Annotated in this window: 15 protein-coding genes and 1 pseudogene; 7 read left to right on the forward strand and 9 right to left on the reverse strand. The window is 46.5% G+C overall.

The window, feature by feature from the left end; genetic code table 11:
- Nucleotides 1-322: tRNA-dependent cyclodipeptide synthase (locus LGZ99_RS17450; protein WP_262979388.1), on the reverse strand; the 322-nt coding region annotated here is incomplete at its 3' end.
- A 154-nt stretch (nucleotides 323-476) separates the two neighbouring features.
- Nucleotides 477-1715 (reverse strand): annotated as a pseudogene (locus LGZ99_RS17455) (IS4 family transposase).
- An 859-nt stretch (nucleotides 1716-2574) separates the two neighbouring features.
- On the opposite strand from LGZ99_RS17455, the gene dppA reads away from it, so the two are divergent.
- From dppA to LGZ99_RS17490, 7 genes are all read left to right on the forward strand, one after another.
- Nucleotides 2575-4182 carry a dipeptide ABC transporter periplasmic-binding protein DppA gene (dppA, locus tag LGZ99_RS17460; protein WP_021325564.1) on the forward strand — a complete coding sequence of 536 codons (1608 nt, stop codon included), beginning with the start codon at nucleotides 2575-2577 and terminating at the stop codon, nucleotides 4180-4182.
- Nucleotides 4183-4398: 216 nt separating this feature from the next.
- Entirely contained in the window at nucleotides 4399-5418 is a 1020-nt protein-coding gene (gene dppB, locus LGZ99_RS17465; RefSeq protein ID WP_036837710.1) for a dipeptide ABC transporter permease DppB, read from the forward strand.
- A gap of 10 nt (nucleotides 5419-5428) precedes the next feature.
- Nucleotides 5429-6328: a dipeptide ABC transporter permease DppC gene (gene dppC, locus LGZ99_RS17470; protein WP_021325566.1), complete on the forward strand. Its 900-nt coding sequence runs from the start codon at nucleotides 5429-5431 to the stop codon at nucleotides 6326-6328.
- A 12-nt stretch (nucleotides 6329-6340) separates the two neighbouring features.
- Nucleotides 6341-7321: a dipeptide ABC transporter ATP-binding protein gene (dppD, locus tag LGZ99_RS17475; RefSeq protein ID WP_023044517.1), complete on the forward strand. Its 981-nt coding sequence runs from the start codon at nucleotides 6341-6343 to the stop codon at nucleotides 7319-7321.
- Nucleotides 7318-8337 carry a dipeptide ABC transporter ATP-binding subunit DppF gene (dppF, locus tag LGZ99_RS17480; protein ID WP_262979389.1) on the forward strand — a complete coding sequence of 340 codons (1020 nt, stop codon included), beginning with the start codon at nucleotides 7318-7320 and terminating at the stop codon, nucleotides 8335-8337. The genes dppD and dppF overlap by 4 nt, the downstream gene beginning before the upstream one ends.
- Before the next feature lie 235 nt (nucleotides 8338-8572).
- Entirely contained in the window at nucleotides 8573-9280 is a 708-nt protein-coding gene (locus LGZ99_RS17485; RefSeq protein ID WP_021325569.1) for a HAMP domain-containing protein, read from the forward strand.
- A 178-nt stretch (nucleotides 9281-9458) separates the two neighbouring features.
- Nucleotides 9459-10949 carry an insulinase family protein gene (locus LGZ99_RS17490; RefSeq protein ID WP_262979390.1) on the forward strand — a complete coding sequence of 497 codons (1491 nt, stop codon included), beginning with the start codon at nucleotides 9459-9461 and terminating at the stop codon, nucleotides 10947-10949.
- Nucleotides 10950-11002: 53 nt separating this feature from the next.
- Here the strand turns inward: LGZ99_RS17490 and LGZ99_RS17495 are convergent, their stop codons facing one another.
- The 7 genes from LGZ99_RS17495 to LGZ99_RS17525 form a co-directional block, all read right to left on the reverse strand.
- Nucleotides 11003-11209, reverse strand: coding sequence for a 2-hydroxymuconate tautomerase family protein (locus LGZ99_RS17495; RefSeq protein WP_021325570.1), 207 nt, complete (start codon nucleotides 11207-11209; stop codon nucleotides 11003-11005).
- Between the two features lie 54 nt (nucleotides 11210-11263).
- Nucleotides 11264-12259 (reverse strand): inner membrane protein YhjD, encoded by a 996-nt coding sequence (gene yhjD / locus LGZ99_RS17500; protein WP_021325571.1) that lies wholly within the window; start codon nucleotides 12257-12259, stop codon nucleotides 11264-11266.
- A 221-nt stretch (nucleotides 12260-12480) separates the two neighbouring features.
- The gene (locus LGZ99_RS17505) at nucleotides 12481-13542 is read right to left on the reverse strand and encodes an NAD(P)/FAD-dependent oxidoreductase (RefSeq protein ID WP_262979391.1); all 1062 of its coding nucleotides are present in this window, start codon (nucleotides 13540-13542) and stop codon (nucleotides 12481-12483) included.
- A gap of 3 nt (nucleotides 13543-13545) precedes the next feature.
- Nucleotides 13546-13917, reverse strand: a complete 372-nt coding sequence (locus LGZ99_RS17510; protein ID WP_152552713.1) for a cupin domain-containing protein — start codon at nucleotides 13915-13917, stop codon at nucleotides 13546-13548.
- Nucleotides 13914-14954, reverse strand: a complete 1041-nt coding sequence (locus LGZ99_RS17515; RefSeq protein WP_036837730.1) for an ABC transporter substrate-binding protein — start codon at nucleotides 14952-14954, stop codon at nucleotides 13914-13916. The genes LGZ99_RS17510 and LGZ99_RS17515 overlap by 4 nt, the downstream gene beginning before the upstream one ends.
- A complete protein-coding gene (locus LGZ99_RS17520; protein WP_072008834.1) occupies nucleotides 14935-15507 on the reverse strand; it encodes a DUF3291 domain-containing protein in 573 nt (190 codons plus the stop codon). Before LGZ99_RS17520 ends, LGZ99_RS17515 begins: the two co-directional genes overlap by 20 nt.
- Before the next feature lie 6 nt (nucleotides 15508-15513).
- A complete protein-coding gene (locus tag LGZ99_RS17525; RefSeq protein ID WP_036837731.1) occupies nucleotides 15514-17079 on the reverse strand; it encodes a class I tRNA ligase family protein in 1566 nt (521 codons plus the stop codon).
- Between the last annotated feature and the right edge of the window lie 17 nt (nucleotides 17080-17096).

The following is a 17096-nucleotide window of genomic DNA, read 5'->3' on the forward strand; positions in this document are numbered from 1 at the left end:
TTTTTTTAATAGCTTTAGCATCCTCAGTTCCACTCGCGACTAAAAGACGTGAAGCTTCACGTTCGCAAGGTAACAATATGTCGACTTGTCGGAAATGATTACTTGACCACTGAATAAGATCCACAACATAGTCTTTTGAAAAACGCGAGTTAAATGGGCTTATCCCTACTAGTGCATGATCACCTCTCTGAATAATTTGATCGCAACGAGAAGTTTCACCTTGGATAGTAAATGATGATAATTTCTTATGTAACAACGCTGAATTCAGTGGCAGTATTTGAGTGTTGGTTTTGTTAAAACAATTTCTTGTCGCGTGTAACATTTCTATTGACTTTCCATTTTATGATGTAATTTTTTAAAATTTTATACAAATCCATTACATAATCTATTAAAGCATTTATACATAATTTAGTTTCGCAAAAATGTCAAAAACTATCGAAAATCAGTCAAAGTTAGATAAACACATACACTGAACCTTAAGCATTAAGCCTCTCGAAAATACTCTCCAACATATTGTCTTTATTGGATTTTCTTTGAGGCAACTTTAACGCATTTTTGGAGAGATATTTCAAGGCCCAATCCAGATGGTGTTCTATTTCCGACCCAGCATGATGAATAATCACGCCCAATATCGGCAACAACCAGACATCAACATTTTTGGCTGCCTTGAGAAAGGAAACTGAAGGTAAAAAACCGCTTAGCCAGACTGCGCTGGACTATCAGCGCCAGCAAACTTGCCCAGATGAGTCCTTCCGCTATCGCTTTCTGGCCGGTCGCGCAGCCTGTCCAGTTGGTGTGTGATTTTAGTTCCTTGAACAGCAGTTCGACCTGCCGGCGACAGCGATAAACCGCTATGATGTCATCTGCAGTAAAGTCGGATGGTGGCAGGGTAGTGAGCCAAAAACAGAAGCGCTTTTCCTGCGTAGACCAGCGCCGGATAACCCGGAATTTGAATCGGCCACGCCGACAAGTGAAATCCAGTACCTCAGCGCGGTTGTTTTTGCGGCTAATGTCTTTGAATTTTTTGCCCGCCAGTGTCGGTAATTGTCGCCCCTGTTCATTGCGGGCGCTGATAATCAGGGGATTAAGCGATTGGCTTCCCCGAACAATAAATGAACCGCCAGACAGGGAAAGTTGTTCGAAGTACCCGAAATCCACGTAGCCGGCATCTGCCAGCAGCAATTTATTGCGTAAGGTGTGAGGGGCAGGCAGATAAGCCCGCTCGGATCGTGTCGGCAGTGACCGTCATGGTGGTGGGCGATTGGCGGAACAAAGACAGGGTCATATGGCACTCAACCGCCGCCTTCAATGGGCTGAAGCGACTGGGGAAAATCCCCGCTAAATCGGGATGAACGTTAAATGAGCTGCCATCCTGCAAGAGGATATCGTCAAACTGCTCGAATTTTTTGGGTAAGGGTGGCAGAACGTTTTCAATCAACTGAGCCATGGCGAACGTCACCAACGTCTTCATAAAATCGGCGAAGGCGCTTTTACGTAACTGAATTATGGAAGGGTTTATAGGAGACAGTTTGTTTTTCACTCAAGCACATGCCGTTAAACTGCCGGTGCAGGTCAGCGATGGAGGTGCAGTTTCCTTTGCTCAGTGCAGCAATCAGACTGAGAACCAGAGACTGTGGCCCAATATTTCTGAGTCGTGCCATAAAGCCACATCTGCGGGCGGTTTTTTCAAGAAAAGCGTCGCTGAAGAATTGCATTAACTGAGGTTTCGTGGAGATAAATTGTCATCGGCTTTATTCTCTGATCTCGGTATTTTGTTTGGCGACAATTATCAGATCATAAATAAAGCCTTTTTCCTATCTAAAATAATAGGTTGGCGCTAAAGATCCTGTTTATGAGATAAACCACGTTTTGAACAGATGAAGGTATTGATGTTAAGTGAGTTGTTATCAATTGAAGCGACTGTTAAGAAATATGCACGGGAACCTACTTATCTGTTTTACGGTTGGTAAATTGGGTTCCATGGTACATATTAAATAGCAAGAGTTTATAATTGTTTCTCGTCTGTAAATTTAACTGTTTTAGTTAATAAATTAAGTAATATAAAAAACAGAGAATTGAATAAACTTATATGCAAGTTTTGCTATTCGGAAGTACTGAAAAATAGATAAACCACTAACAGGTTTTTATATTGATTTACATGATTAGTATTACACTTATTTGATTCACTTTTAGGTGCCAATTTTATTCGGCATACAATATTTTGTGCCAGTTTTTACCTTTCCTACTGAAACAATAGTTTACTATTTAAGCATTTAACCGCAAATTTTGCGTATGGGTTAATAGTTACTCATGCTATAACCATCACCTTATTATGGCCTTTTTGGCTGCAAAATGTGCATTGTGTCATGTTTTTGTGCTAATTATGTTAATAATAGGTTTCCTTTGTGTTTTCCTGTTGCTTATGACATCTGTTGAGATCTTATTGACGCAGGGGACAACAGTTGCTTAATTGATAAGCCGAAAAATAATAAACAATACCCAAACAGCGTAGTTCCTGGCAAAAAATACAGGTTCTTGCTGTACACAACAACATCACAAATGGAGTGTAAGAGAATGACAACTTCCTCTAGAAAGACAGGGTTATTGAAGCTAGGGATCAGCTTGATTGCATTAGCAGTAACCGCCAGTGTTCAGGCAAAGACATTGGTTTACTGTTCTGAAGGTTCACCAGAAGGATTTAACCCGCAATTGTTCACGGCTGGTACAACTTATGATGCCAGTGCAAGACCACTGTATAACCGTTTGGTTGATTTCAAAACAGGTAAAACGGAAATTATCCCGAGTCTGGCTGAAAAATGGGATGTTAGTGATGACGGTAAAGTTTACACCTTTCATCTGCGCAAAGGCGTTAAGTGGCACGATAACAAAGAGTTCAAACCAAGCCGAGAATTCAATGCTGATGATGTGATCTACACTTTCATGCGGCAAAAAGATGCAAACCACCCATACCACAAAGTGTCAGGCGGCAGCTATGAGTATTTTATTGGCATGGGTATGGGTGAGATTATCAATAAGGTTGAAAAAGTAGACGATTATACTGTTCGGATTGAACTGAGCCGCCCGGAAGCGCCATTCCTGGCTGACTTAGGAATGGATTTTGCCTCTATTCTGTCAGCCGAATATGCAGATAAGATGATGAAAGCTGGTACGCCGGAGAAAGTCGATCTGAATCCAATTGGTACAGGCCCGTTCCAGTTGCTGCAATATCAGAAAGATTCTCGCATTCTGTATAAAGCCTTCAAAGAGTACTGGGGAGATAAAGCCAAACTTGACCGGCTAGTTTTCTCTATTACTCCTGATGCATCCGTTCGTTATGCAAAATTACAGAAAAATGAATGTCAGATCATGCCATATCCAAATCCAGCGGATATTGCCCGCATGAAGAAGGATAAAGATATCGTCTTGATGGAACAGCCAGGTCTGAATGTCGGTTATGTTGCTTTCAACGTCACTAAAAAGCCACTGGATAACGTCAAAGTTCGCCAGGCGCTGACAATGTCTGTCAATAAAGACGCTATCATTGATGCGGTTTATCAGGGCGCTGGTCAGAAAGCCAAAAATCTGATTCCACCAACCATGTGGAGTTACGACAATGCTCTTAAAGATTACCAGTACGATCCGGAAAAAGCGAAGCAGTTACTGAAGGAAGCAGGGATGAGCGACGGTTTTACTATCGATTTGTGGGCAATGCCAGTACAACGACCGTATAACCCAAATGCTCGCCGCATGGCTGAAATGGTTCAAGCTGACTGGGCGAAAATTGGTGTTAAGGCCAAAATCGTCAGCTATGAATGGGGTGAATACCTAAAGCGGGCTAAAGATGGCGAGCATCAGATTGTGATGATGGGTTGGACGGGGGACAATGGTGACCCAGATAACTTCTTCGCAACTTTGTTTAGCTGCGCGGCCAAAGAACGAGGTTCCAACTACTCTAAATGGTGTTACAAGCCGTTTGAAGATGTCATTCAGCCAGCACGGATCGCTTCTGAGCATGCTAAACGCGTTGAGCTTTATAAACAGGCTCAGGCTGTGATGCACGAACAGGTTCCGGCGCTGATTATCGCTCATTCCACGGTTTATGAACCGGTACGTAAAGAGGTGAAAGGTTATGTCGTTGATCCTCTGGGCAGACATATTTTCAGCAACGTATCTCTTGAATAATCTTGTTTTTACTCGATTGTGATAGGCCATCTTCCTGATTTTTTAATGGAGATGGCGACTTCTCCCCGGCAATCAGTTATCGCCGGGGAAAGGCTGACAAGCAAGTAGAGGCAAGGTGTTCATTGAGTTGTGAGCGAAAGGGGGAAAGTCCTCCTCCTTATCAAGCCAAACGGCCTGAGAGCTGTAACCGGCATTTAAAAAAAGAGAGTTCGGGATATGTTGCAGTTCATACTCCGACGTTTGGGGTTAGTGATCCCAACGTTTATCGGCATTACTTTGCTGACTTTTGCTTTTGTCCATATGATCCCCGGAGACCCGGTGACCATTATGGCCGGGGAACGTGGAATATCGGCTGAGCGCTATGCTCAGCTAATGGCTGAAATGGGGTTGGATAAGCCACTCTGGCAGCAATACTTTCATTATGTAAATGGTGTATTACACGGGGATCTTGGTATCTCCCTGAAAAGTCGCATCTCTGTGTGGGAAGAATTTGTTCCTCGTTTCAAGGCAACTCTTGAACTGGGGATATGCGCCATGCTGTTCGCTATTGCTGTCGGTATTCCGGTTGGCGTGCTGGCGGCAGTCAAGCGTGGGTCGGTTTTTGATCATACTGCGATAGGGCTTTCCCTAACCGGATATTCTATGCCGATCTTCTGGTGGGGGATCATGTTGATCATGTTGGTTTCTGTCCAGTTAGATCTGACACCGGTGTCCGGGAGGGTAAGTGACAGTATTTTCCTTGATGATAGTAATCCGCTGACGGGCTTTATGCTGATCGACACCCTTATCTGGGGTGAAGAAGGTGATTTCAAAGATGCCGTGATGCATATGATCTTACCTGCCATTGTCTTGGGGACAATTCCTCTGGCGGTGATTGTCCGTATGACCCGCTCTTCTATGTTGGAAGTATTGGGTGAAGATTATATCCGTACTGCTCGCGCAAAAGGTTTGAGCCGCATCCGTGTGATTGTGGTTCATGCGTTGCGCAATGCGCTGCTGCCGGTTGTGACCGTTATCGGCTTACAGGTGGGTATCATGCTGGCGGGGGCAATTCTGACTGAAACTATCTTCTCTTGGCCGGGGCTTGGACGCTGGCTGATCGATGCCCTTCAACGCCGGGATTATCCGGTGGTTCAGGGAGGCGTATTGCTGGTGGCGATCATGATTATTCTGGTTAACCTGGTGGTTGACGTGCTGTACGGCGTAGTTAACCCGCGTATCCGTCATAAGAAATAGGGAGCGCATTATGTCTCAAGTGACTGAGCCTGCAAACAATGCGCCTAAGATTATGACGCCGATGCAGGAGTTCTGGTATTACTTTAAGCGCAATAAGGGGGCGGTTGCCGGCCTGGTTTATATTGTGCTGATGTTGTTGATTGCTTTGTTCGCAGGGGCTCTTGCGCCGCATGGTGCGGCGGAGCAGTTCCGTGATTCCTTGCTGACTCCGCCGGTATGGCAGGAAGGGGGAAGCTGGCAGTTTATTCTGGGTACTGATGATGTCGGTCGTGATTTACTTTCGCGTCTGATGTATGGCGCCCGGCTTTCACTGCTGGTGGGGTGCTTGGTTGTGGTGTTATCCCTGTTAATGGGGGTTGTACTGGGGGTGTTGGCCGGTTATTTCGGTGGCGTGGTGGATATCATCATCATGCGTATCGTGGATATTATGCTGGCATTGCCAAGCCTGCTGTTAGCGTTGGTGCTGGTGGCGATATTTGGGCCGTCAATTGTCAATGCTTCTCTGGCGCTGACCTTTGTGGCTTTGCCACATTACATCCGTTTAACCCGCGCTGCGGTGCTGGTGGAGGTTAACCGTGATTATGTCACGGCTTCACAAGTGGCAGGGGCAGGGTCCGTGCGCCAGATGTTTATCAATATCCTGCCTAACTGCCTGGCGCCGCTGATTGTGCAGGCTTCTTTAGGTTTTTCCAATGCCATTCTCGATATGGCTGCTTTGGGTTTTCTGGGGATGGGGGCGCAGCCACCCACGCCGGAATGGGGAACGATGCTGTCTGATGTATTGCAGTTTGCACAAAGTGCCTGGTGGGTGGTGACTTTCCCAGGGGTGGCAATTCTGCTGACAGTATTGGCGTTTAACCTGATGGGTGACGGTTTGCGTGATGCACTTGATCCTAAACTCAAGCAGTAGCGAGGTAGCGAAATGGCATTGTTAAATGTAGAAAAATTATCGGTTCACTTCGGTGAAGAAGATGCGCCATTCCGGGCCGTTGACCGCATCAGCTACCGTGTTGAGCAGGGGCAGGTTGTCGGGATTGTCGGAGAGTCCGGTTCTGGTAAATCAGTCAGCTCATTGGCCGTCATGGGATTGATTGATTATCCGGGCCGGGTGATGGCGGACAAATTGGAATTTAACCAGCGTGATCTGACCAAAATCTCGGAGAAAGAACGCCGCCAGCTGGTCGGTGCGGAAGTGGCAATGATCTTCCAGGACCCGATGACCAGCCTGAATCCCTGTTATACCGTTGGATATCAGATTATGGAGGCGCTGAAAGTGCATCAGGGCGGCAACCGTCGCACCCGCCGCCAGCGGGCGATTGATCTGCTGACATTGGTGGGTATTCCTGATCCTGCGTCGCGTTTGGATATTTATCCGCATCAGTTATCCGGTGGTATGAGCCAACGGGTGATGATCGCAATGGCAATTGCTTGCCGGCCAAAATTGCTTATTGCTGATGAACCGACAACGGCTTTGGATGTCACCATTCAAGCGCAGGTTATTGAACTGTTGCTGGAGCTGCAACAACGGGAAAATATGGCGCTAGTCCTAATCACTCATGATCTGGCATTAGTCGCAGAAGCTGCCCATCATATTATCGTGATGTATGCCGGGCAGGTTGTGGAATCCGGTAAGGCATCGGAAATCTTCCGTGCGCCACGCCATCCGTATACTCAGGCGCTGCTCAGGGCATTACCTGAATTTGCCACGGATAAATCCCGTCTTGCCTCTTTACCGGGCGTTGTGCCGGGGAAATATGACCGGCCTATTGGTTGCCTGCTGCATCCGCGTTGTCCATATGCTAATGACCATTGCCGTCAGATGGAGCCGGAATTAAGAACGGTAGGGGAACGTCAGGTGAAATGCCATACACCATTGGATGATGCGGGGAGGCCGACAATATGAGTGAACATATTTATCAGGCGCGGGAAACATCAACGGTGCCGTTATTAAAAGCGACAGAACTGAAAAAATATTACCCGATCAAAGGGGGATTATTTTCACCTGCCCGTACTGTAAAAGCGCTGGATGGTATCTCTTTTGAACTGGAGAAAGGCAAAACGTTGGCCGTTGTGGGCGAATCGGGGTGTGGTAAATCCACATTGGGGCGATTGCTGACAATGATAGAAAAGCCAACTGACGGTGAACTTTATTATCAGGGGCAGGATCTGTTGGTGCCAAATAAAGACGCTGAAAAGCTGCGCCGCCAGAAAATCCAGATTGTGTTCCAGAATCCTTATGGTTCGCTCAACCCGCGTAAGAAAGTTGGGCAAATCCTGGAGGAACCTCTGCTGATCAATACCAAACTGAATACGCATGAGCGTAAAGAGAAAGTGTTGCAGATGATGGCGAAAGTAGGGTTGAAAACCGAACACTACAGCCGTTACCCGCATATGTTCTCTGGTGGTCAACGCCAGCGCATCGCGATTGCCCGTGGTTTGATGTTGGACCCGGATGTGTTGATTGCGGATGAGCCGGTTTCTGCGCTGGATGTCTCGGTGCGGGCACAGGTGTTGAACCTGATGATGGATTTGCAGCAGGATTTGGGGCTGTCCTATGTGTTTATTTCCCATGATTTGTCTGTGGTTGAGCATATCGCTGATGAAGTGATGGTGATGTACCTTGGCCGCTGTGTGGAGAAGGGCCGTAAGGAGATGATCTTCAGTCATCCACGTCATCCGTATACACAGGCGCTGTTATCAGCAACGCCAAGGCTGAACCCTGAATTACGCCGTGAACGGATAAAATTGACAGGTGAATTGCCAAGCCCGATGAATCCACCACCCGGTTGTGCGTTTGCGGCCCGTTGTCGTCGGGTATTTAGCGCCTGTACTCAGTTTCAGCCAAAATTGAATCAATATGGTGAGCAACTGATTGCTTGTTTTGCCGTTGATCAGGATGAAAATGTTGCTGTGGAGTAATGACTTGGCAATCATGTATTAAAACATCTTTGGTGATAATGGGTTAGCCATTATCACCATTTAAATATTGGTTTTTGTCTTTAACCGTCAAAGATAGCCACTAAAGGTAATTATTTCAGAAAAATAACGGCTTGGATAAGTCAAACAGGATCGTTAGCGATAAAATCAAGTATACTCAATTCCACGGATCACATGTTATAACTGCGATATCTCATAGGCATTGGTTTGAGTGAAAATGAAATTGCGCGTCAAACGTTCGTTAACCATTAAACAGATGGCCGCAGTGACCGGCGTCACGCTGGTGACCATTGCTATTTTTATTACTATTCAATTGTGTCATCTTATACAGCAACGTAAAGATGATTATATCAGTCAGCTTAATAATGCGGCAGTTCAGGTACAGGCGCCTTTAACCGAAGCGCTGCTCAGTTCCGATCTCAGTAAGGCGAAAGAGTTACTGATAGGGCTACGTACCGCGGGTATTTTAGGGCGGGCAGATGTGGTGTTACCGGAGGATATCCGGGTGATACGATTGAGCTTTGCCACCCATCGTCCAATTCCCGAATTGGCTAAACGTATTTTTGGGATCCCTGTGGAGGTGAGTATTCCCCTCCATGCTTATGGTTCAGCGCCAATAGACGCTAAGCCGCTGGGGCATTTGATTTTACAGGTGGATTCTAATCGGATATATCGTTTTGCTATTAATGCGTTGGCACTGATGTTGACAACGTATTTATTGTTAGCGCTTATTCTGACTGTGTCGATAAGCTGGTGTATCAACCGGATTATTGTGCACCCATTGCGTAACGTTGCACGGGATCTTAATAACGATCAACCACCAGAGCCAATGACGTGCCCTAAAGGTCACCAGGATGATGAACTGGGTTTGCTGATCAGGGGATATAATCGTCAATTTGATAAACATAAACCTCCGTCATCATGAAACCATCCGGGGCGGTTTGAGGTCTAACCCTCAGTTATAATTCTGACAGGATTTCACCTGCTAAAACTCAGGTTTTTGCTTTTTCTACCGTTGTTATTGGTCGAAGGGAACATATTCTGTCATCACTGGTTAAATTGCCGAAGGCTAAAACCAAGGATAGACATCTATAGGGGTTCACATGCAGGGTACGAAAATTCGTTATTTTATTGGTGGGATAATGCTGACCATTGCGGGCCAGGTACAGGCAGAAGCTCTGCAACCTGACCCTGCCTGGAAACAAGGCAAACTGGAAAATGGTTTTAACTGGCAAATCTTGCAGACGCCACAACGTCCTAACGACAGAATACAGTTGCGCCTTGTAGTGAAAACAGGTTCGCTGGCGGAAAAAACTCAGCAAACGGGTTATACTTGGTTGATTCCGAAAGTCGCGTTATTCAGCAGCAAGAGTTTATCTTCCGCTAAACTGGAACAACTATGGGACAGTGCTGTCGATCCTAAATATCCGCTGCCTCCTGCTATTGTTTCATATGATTTCACGCTTTATAACTTGAGTTTGCCGCATAATCGTCCTGAACTGTTAAAAAGTGCGTTGAGTTGGCTGGCTGACGCGGCGGGCAAAACGGTATTTACATCAGAGACACTACAACATGCCATGAAAATGGCGGGTACATCGGTAGCGACCTATCCTCCTGATATACAGGACCCGGTGTGGCGCAGACGTTTGCAAGGTTCAACGCTGTTGGGGCATGATCCGGCACAGGGCGCCGCTCAACCTGTCGATTTGGATAAACTTAAGCAATTTTACCGGCAGTGGTATACCCCTGACATGATGACGTTGTATATCGCGGGCAACGTGGATAGCCGAACTTTACCGGAAAATATCAATCAGACGTTTTCATCATTGAAGGGTAAGCGCCATACTCCGGCAACGATCGCGGCGTTGTTACCCATGAAACCGGATACGATGGGGATTATCAGTGACAAAAAGAAAGAGGATACCTTATCCTTGATTTGGGATCTCAACTGGCAGCCGATGAATGATTCACATGTGTTGAGCCGCTATTGGATCAGTGATATTACCCGTGAGGCACTTTATCGCTACCTGCAACTCGGGCTGGAGAGAAGAAATGATAAAGCGCTAAAACTGGGGCTAGATTGCAAAGTTCAGTATCAGCGTGCGAGTTGTGCTCTGAATCTCAACACAACGGCAGGTAATTTAAAACCCGCGATGGAGTATCTGGCTGCTGAATTGGTAACACTACGTGATAAGGGGTTGCCAAAGGCACAGTTTGATGAGCTGTATGCGCAGAAACAAGCCCAACTTAGCCAGTTGTTCGCCATGTATGCCCATACCAGCACGGATATTCTGATTAATCAGCGTCTTTTGTCCCAACAAAGTAATGTTGTGGATATTGCTCCTGAACAGTATCAACGCCTGAGACAAGCATTTTTAGCTTCCCTGACACCTGAAATGCTAAACCATGAACTGAAACAGATCCTTTCACAAGAAGTCGCGTTTGTTCTGATTCAGCCGAAAGGAGAAGTTGAAATGGATGTAAACCAGCTAAGACATGGTTTTAATCAGATTATGTCGCCGGCGCCACATAAGATTGATACTCCGGCACAGGCACAGCCGCCGGTATCTAAGCCGGAAGAAAAGGCGTCTTAAGTTAAGGCAGCAAAAAAGGGCGGGAATACCGCCCTTATATCATGCTCGGAAGACTACTTTTTAGCTTCGGCCCTGAGTTCAGTTACATTTTTACCGCCAACTCCCCAGTTATCAGTTTCGACTTCATCAATAATAACAAAGGTAGTTGCAGGATTTTTTCCCAATACATCGACCAGTAACTGGGTAGCTCCTTCAATTAATTGATTTTTTTGCTCTGCTGTAGCACCTTCACGGGTAATTCTGATATTTACAAACGGCATAAACAGCTCCTTTTCGTCGGTTATTATTGGCAGATGGGATCTGCCAGGGCACATTTATTCGGTATTTTGATCTTGATGAGGATCCGCAGTGGCTATCCAGGCAGCGCAGAACAGCGTTAAGCGGGCGAAGAGATAGAAAAATGTCATCAGGCCGATAACAGAGCCAAAAGCCGCGCCGGAAGGGGAGCTGGCGAGGCGTGGCAGCGTCATGGTCATAATATATTTGATAACTTCAAAACCTATAGCTGCCATCAATGTCCCTTTCAACAATGCCTTGCGTTCGGGCTGGTGGCGGGGTAATACCCAAAATAGCCACAGAAAAAGCAGATAGTTGGCTGAAATAGAAATTGCCAGGCCAATCAGGAACCAGGATGGACGCAGCCACTCAATGCCATCTAACCCTAATATCTTAACGATGGTTGCCTGAGCGGAGCCGGCGATAGAGGTCAGTGACAGCGTGATCGCCAGAGCTAATAACAGCCCAATCAGAGAAATAGCATCACGAATATATTTAAAATAGATTTTATCGTTCTCTTCCTGATTCCGTACCCAGACAGGGTGAAACTGGGCAAGAATCGCCTGACGTAAATTACTTACCCAGTTCACACCGGAATAAAGAGCAATTGCCAAACCGGTTAATCCCACAGTAGTACGCTGTTTAATCGCAGTATCAACACTATTTTTCAGCGTATTGGCAAGTGTCGCATCACTAATACTGTTTGCAATACCATTGATTAGCTTTGCCAGTAAATCAGGATTAGAAGCCAGAATAAAACCCGCAATGGCGAAAGAGAGCATCAGAATGGGGATAAGCGATAAAAACGAAAAATAGGTTATCGCCGCGCCAAACTGATTACCCATCCGATCATTAAAGCGCAGTGTTGCCCGGATAAAGTGAGCGATAATAGGAATATTACGGATATAATTTCCTACTCTGACGGTCAGAGAAATCGCTTTTTTACCGTGATGAATGCCTTTCTCTAAAGGTGTTCTGGATAATCTTCCCGGCTGATGTTCTGTTATTTCCTGTCTTTCTACATCCTTTGGCATGAATAGCCTCAACAATTACCTTGAATAAACATGAGTGATCGCATAATGCCACTTTAAGATGATTATTAACAATTCAACATACCCAAGTAATTAAGTATTCAAATGTTAAATGAAGACTTTTTCAAGGCTGGGGTTTTGCAGGCCAGATTTGTCATGGAGGTACAGATAACGGATAGAAGTTAATTTACTGATTTACCTGAATTGTTCTTAATGCAACGGGACTAAATGCATAGGCGTTCAGCTAACTGTTGGCTGAATTCACGTGCAGCCCAGGGAATATATTTGGCGCCCCTTCCGGAGAAACCGCTGAAGATTGCAATATCGCGATCAGGCAGACACTGCATTTCTGGCAGATAGTTGGCGGTGTAGCCATCATATCCATTTCGCCCGTCTACGACAGTGCTCTGACAGAGAAGGAGTTGATTTGCTAACTGGTGATGACGTGCATTTGCCTGTTCTGGCTGCCAGTGAAGCTGGTCGGGATCTGATGCATCATACTGCGTAGCTCCACCCACAAAGAAAAAAGAGGAAGATTCAGGGCGCAGGTAGCCTCCTGAATTTTCATCAATAACACACTGCTCCGGTGCATCGGATTGTATGCTTTGTAGACAACTGAGCGGAATAGTTCGACTGAAGATCTGACTCTCCGGGTACAGTTGCGGCGTGTGAGCTCCGGTTGCAATCACTGCCAGCCTGGCCGGAAGTCTTGTACCTACTCCGGTGATCACTTCAACTCCGCCCGGCACTTCCCGCACCGCTTTAACGGGTGAACCTTCGAGAATTTCTACACCATGAAAACGCGCTTTATCGACGAAAATCTGCGCCGCTTGACGAGGATTAACATACCCGCCAAGCGGCTCCCACAACGCAATGCGCCCGTTGGAAAAGCAGTGATGTTGTAGCGCAGGAAAGCGGCAGGCAGATTCGGCTTCACTTAGCATATGAATAGGGTACTCATCGGAAGAAAACTCGGCAATCCGCTCACGAGCCAGTGCCTGATGTTCGGCTTTTAGCAGGTAAACCAGGCCACAGCGGGTAAAGATATCGGGATGCGTTACTGCGATCTCGCTCCATACCTTAATGCCTTGGATACTCTTTGTCATCAGAGCATACAGTGGATCATAGACGCGTACGATCCCCCGTGAATGTGCTGTTGCTCCTCCGGCACCGGGCACTGTCGCTTCCAGCAGCAAAATTTTAAGTGGTAATTGACTGCACCAAGATGCCAATGCACTACCAGCCAGTCCTCCCCCAACGATAATGAGGTCCCATTGTGAAGCCATGTCTCACCCTCTGTTTTGGATGCTATTGCCCCCAAGAGGGCCAAAGAAAATCACCCATGTTCTGAAATCGCTGCTGAACGACTCAAAGCGATGATCAACATAAGCGGGAACAAATAGAAAATCTCCAGCCGAGAAATTGACATAGGTTTCACCCCGACGGAAAACACCATGACCGGAACTGACGATATAAATTTCGTCCCTGTCATGCGGTGTTTGAGTATCCACTCCGACAGGAGAAAAGAGTTCAACGGAGAGCTGCCCCCTTTCAAACAACACGGCAAAAGGCTGTGGCAGGCCAGGAAGGAAAGTCGCTGTTTCAGACTCATTGATATGTAAAATATCGTCAGGAATATTTGTATCGGATATTACACTCATCTTGCATTGCTCCCGGTATTCAAAACAGGCAGATCGTTCTTTGAAATCAGTCCCCATTTTAGTCCCTGTAACTCCCCTTGTGGTGAAAGGGTCAATTCACCATAAGGGGTTTGCCAGCGTTGCTGACGCAAATGCGCTATTAATGCTTTTCCTTGCAGATGTGGATTGTGTCGCCAGCTGTCACATAGCGCCCGAATAGCCAGATAACTCGTAAAGAAATAAGCTCCCGGTTGTCTCTCCGATAGCATGAAAGCCCTGCTAAGTAGCTGAGACTGAGTATGATCCAGCATATTTCCGCCACAATTAATGAGAAAAGGCACGGCAATATTTGGATGTGTCAACTGTCGTGTTGCCGGGCCATATGCATCATCCGACAAAATGACTTTTGCCACCGGAGAAAAGGCATATCGCTGCATTAACCCGAAGGAAAACTCTTGACTGCCCAACAGATAGACGACACTACTTTGTAAAGCCAACTGTATTATCTTTTCATCACCGATAGCAGGCGAAGCAGACAGATAAACGTTAGCTGTGATACTCATAGTCGCCAGCGCGGCATTCAGCTGATCGGCAAGACGTTCTCCATAATTATGCCGTTGCGCCAGGATCAACACCCGCTCGTCAACGGAGCAGCCTGCGATAAGACACCGTAACTGTTCATCATCACGGCCAAAAAAACGCAGCGTATTTCGCTTCTGACGACATAAGTCAGGATGGGAACTTCCAGGCGCGATAAAAGGCAGTTCGCTGGCCTCATAGAGAGGGCTGGCCGCTAATGCGGTAATACTGCTGAAATGTCCCACTACCGCATGACTGCCAGCCGAAATGGCTTCCCGTGCCGCCTTTTCCGCTTGCCTGGCCTCACGCCCATCATCGAAGTAACGCAGCCTGACAGTTATCCCGGCGTCGCTGACCGCTAGCCGGGCTGCCATCAATAAATCCTGTTGATTGGGACCATCACTTTCACTGAGTGAAAGCTGGTGGCAATGATGGTCACCATGAAGACAGTCGGTACGGTTAATCCATTCTGGTAACATCTCTGTTTTCCTGGTTCACTCCGCTGCATAATACGTAAGGCTCACTCTGAGCATCAAACGGCTGCTTGAAGGTAAATGCATAGGGTGTAACGCCATAATCGTGTAAATGCTCAAGCCGGTGACATGCCTCACGCCAGCATGGTTGATGATGTTCAGATACCCACCAGACGACGTAGATAGGCCAATTTTGTTTGCCAAACCAGTCTTTGCGAAGCCGTAATGCCTCTTTATGTAATGGCCCGTAATAGGCGAAGTGAGAAACACTTTCCAGATCGCGCCAAAGAGAAAGGGTTTGCGCCTGCTTAGTATGACCATTGCATATCCCATCAAGATAAAAGCGCGGCACGGCGAATGGCCCCCATCGTCCCCAGTCTTTCTGGTAGTTTGTCATCCAGACAATATCTTCCACCGGTTTGGCCCGGTCGATAAAGCCTTTCGACTTTTCTGCTTCAAGAAAAACATCGGGGGTGCGATCGTCAAACTCCTGAACCTGTATATCGCCATATGGAGCACGAAGTATGGAAAAGGTCATCAGGCAAGCTTTGGAAGTCATATACTTTTAACCTCTTTGCTCAGGTGGGTCACTGATACGGGTAGAAAAAAATGACGAAGGTAAATCGCACAGGTGAAGAAAGTCTGTCGTATTCAGCGTCATCTGGTCTATTGCCGTTAACCGATGGAATAATTTTTCACTGCTCTGTGGCATTAAAGGCCAGGCAGCTTGCGAGAAACATTGCAGTAACCAGCCAACCCCCCGTAATGACTCTGCATCATGATATTGAGATAATGTCATCTCAATAAATTTCATCAGATGTAATAAGTCTTCCGCGGCTTGTCGCAAATGAAAACGTTCCAGGGTATAGCTGGCTAAAATCCGCTGACGGGCAGATTCACCAATTTGGTGCCATGTTGCTGACAGCGGCGGTAATGGCGTAACGCAGGTTGCCGCTTTTTGATTCCATGCTGCGGTAATGTTTAGCCAACTTTTTTCCAGAGAGTTCTCAAGCACCCTCATCATATCCGCTTCATTAAAGTTGGCTTTTTCAAAACCGGGGGCATTAAACGCTGCATAAAAGCGAATGGCATCCACACTACAACGTTGCGCCAAGTCAGATGCCCACACAAGATGATTGTTGCTGGTAGAGAACTTGGCGTGATCGAGGTTATAGAACTCATTAATCATCGTTGCCCAAGGCAGCCAACGTCCGTTATCGATTTGCGACAGCATGGCGACATGTACCACTGCGTAAAAATAGGAGTTATCAAAACCAAAGAAATTAACGGGTACAGTAACATCATTTAACTGTGGATCCCGCTCAATAGCCCGTTGATAACTGTACAACAACTCCGCCATAACTTCCGGCCAGGCATTGATCACCTGACCAGGGAAATCAGCATGGGCCATAGAGATACCCCAATTTCCCGGCATAGTGACCGGAAAATCCGGCAGAATCGTAGACAGAGCATCTTCTGCAAGCCATTGGTAGCGCTGACGAAATCGCTTGTTTTGCTGATAGAATTGCGTAATCGGCTGGCGGAAACGCTCCAGTTCGAGTACTAATACCTCTGAGTGGCGAATCGTCACTTCGGTTGACCCGCTGTTTGTCACACGCGGCTTAATAATGGTTTCAGCATTCGTCAAATTACCACAGGCTTCACAGATACCACATTTACAGGCGGCTAAACAGACCGGACAGTGACCTGAAATACCCGCTTCATCGTGCCAGATTTGTTCTTTTTCACTGTAAAAGAATGGAAAGTGTTTTTTAACTAAAACACCACGCTGATAAAGCTGATGGAAAAGATTTCGCACCCAAGTTACGGCTTCCTCTTCCGGTAAAAAATAATCAGCTACATCAATATGATAGAGTTTAAGTGTTTTAATAATATCATCAGTCCAGTAACGATACAGCGTTTCCGGATCGCGTTGCTGACGTTCTGCCGTCACGCGTACATAAGATTGATTAATATCGCTGTAACAGGTCACAAAGCTGTGCTGGCCTTGCAAACGTGCTGCCCGGGCAAATACATCACCCGCCAGAAACGGACCACTCATGTGCCCAACATGTAGCCCGCCGTTAGGTGTTGGAGGCGGTAATGTGATAATAAAACCGGTTGGCGTCATTTTGGCTGCCTTAATTT

It is taken from the genome of Photorhabdus temperata, assembly GCF_025384845.1.
GTDB lineage: Bacteria > Pseudomonadota > Gammaproteobacteria > Enterobacterales > Enterobacteriaceae > Photorhabdus > Photorhabdus temperata.

Excerpts from the sequence above, each read along its gene's own strand:
- LGZ99_RS17520 (WP_072008834.1), bottom strand. The coding sequence starts at position 15,507 with ATGACTTCCAAAGCTTGCCTGATGACCTTTTCCATACTTCGTGCTCCA.
- yhjD (WP_021325571.1), bottom strand. The coding sequence starts at position 12,259 with ATGCCAAAGGATGTAGAAAGACAGGAAATAACAGAACATCAGCCGGGA.
- dppB (WP_036837710.1), top strand. The coding sequence starts at position 4,399 with ATGTTGCAGTTCATACTCCGACGTTTGGGGTTAGTGATCCCAACGTTT.
- LGZ99_RS17485 (WP_021325569.1), top strand. The coding sequence starts at position 8,573 with ATGAAATTGCGCGTCAAACGTTCGTTAACCATTAAACAGATGGCCGCA.
- LGZ99_RS17490 (WP_262979390.1), top strand. The coding sequence starts at position 9,459 with ATGCAGGGTACGAAAATTCGTTATTTTATTGGTGGGATAATGCTGACC.
- dppD (WP_023044517.1), top strand. The coding sequence starts at position 6,341 with ATGGCATTGTTAAATGTAGAAAAATTATCGGTTCACTTCGGTGAAGAA.
- LGZ99_RS17505 (WP_262979391.1), bottom strand. The coding sequence starts at position 13,542 with ATGGCTTCACAATGGGACCTCATTATCGTTGGGGGAGGACTGGCTGGT.
- LGZ99_RS17525 (WP_036837731.1), bottom strand. The coding sequence starts at position 17,079 with ATGACGCCAACCGGTTTTATTATCACATTACCGCCTCCAACACCTAAC.
- LGZ99_RS17495 (WP_021325570.1), bottom strand. The coding sequence starts at position 11,209 with ATGCCGTTTGTAAATATCAGAATTACCCGTGAAGGTGCTACAGCAGAG.
- LGZ99_RS17510 (WP_152552713.1), bottom strand. The coding sequence starts at position 13,917 with ATGAGTGTAATATCCGATACAAATATTCCTGACGATATTTTACATATC.
- dppC (WP_021325566.1), top strand. The coding sequence starts at position 5,429 with ATGTCTCAAGTGACTGAGCCTGCAAACAATGCGCCTAAGATTATGACG.
- dppF (WP_262979389.1), top strand. The coding sequence starts at position 7,318 with ATGAGTGAACATATTTATCAGGCGCGGGAAACATCAACGGTGCCGTTA.
- LGZ99_RS17515 (WP_036837730.1), bottom strand. The coding sequence starts at position 14,954 with ATGTTACCAGAATGGATTAACCGTACCGACTGTCTTCATGGTGACCAT.
- dppA (WP_021325564.1), top strand. The coding sequence starts at position 2,575 with ATGACAACTTCCTCTAGAAAGACAGGGTTATTGAAGCTAGGGATCAGC.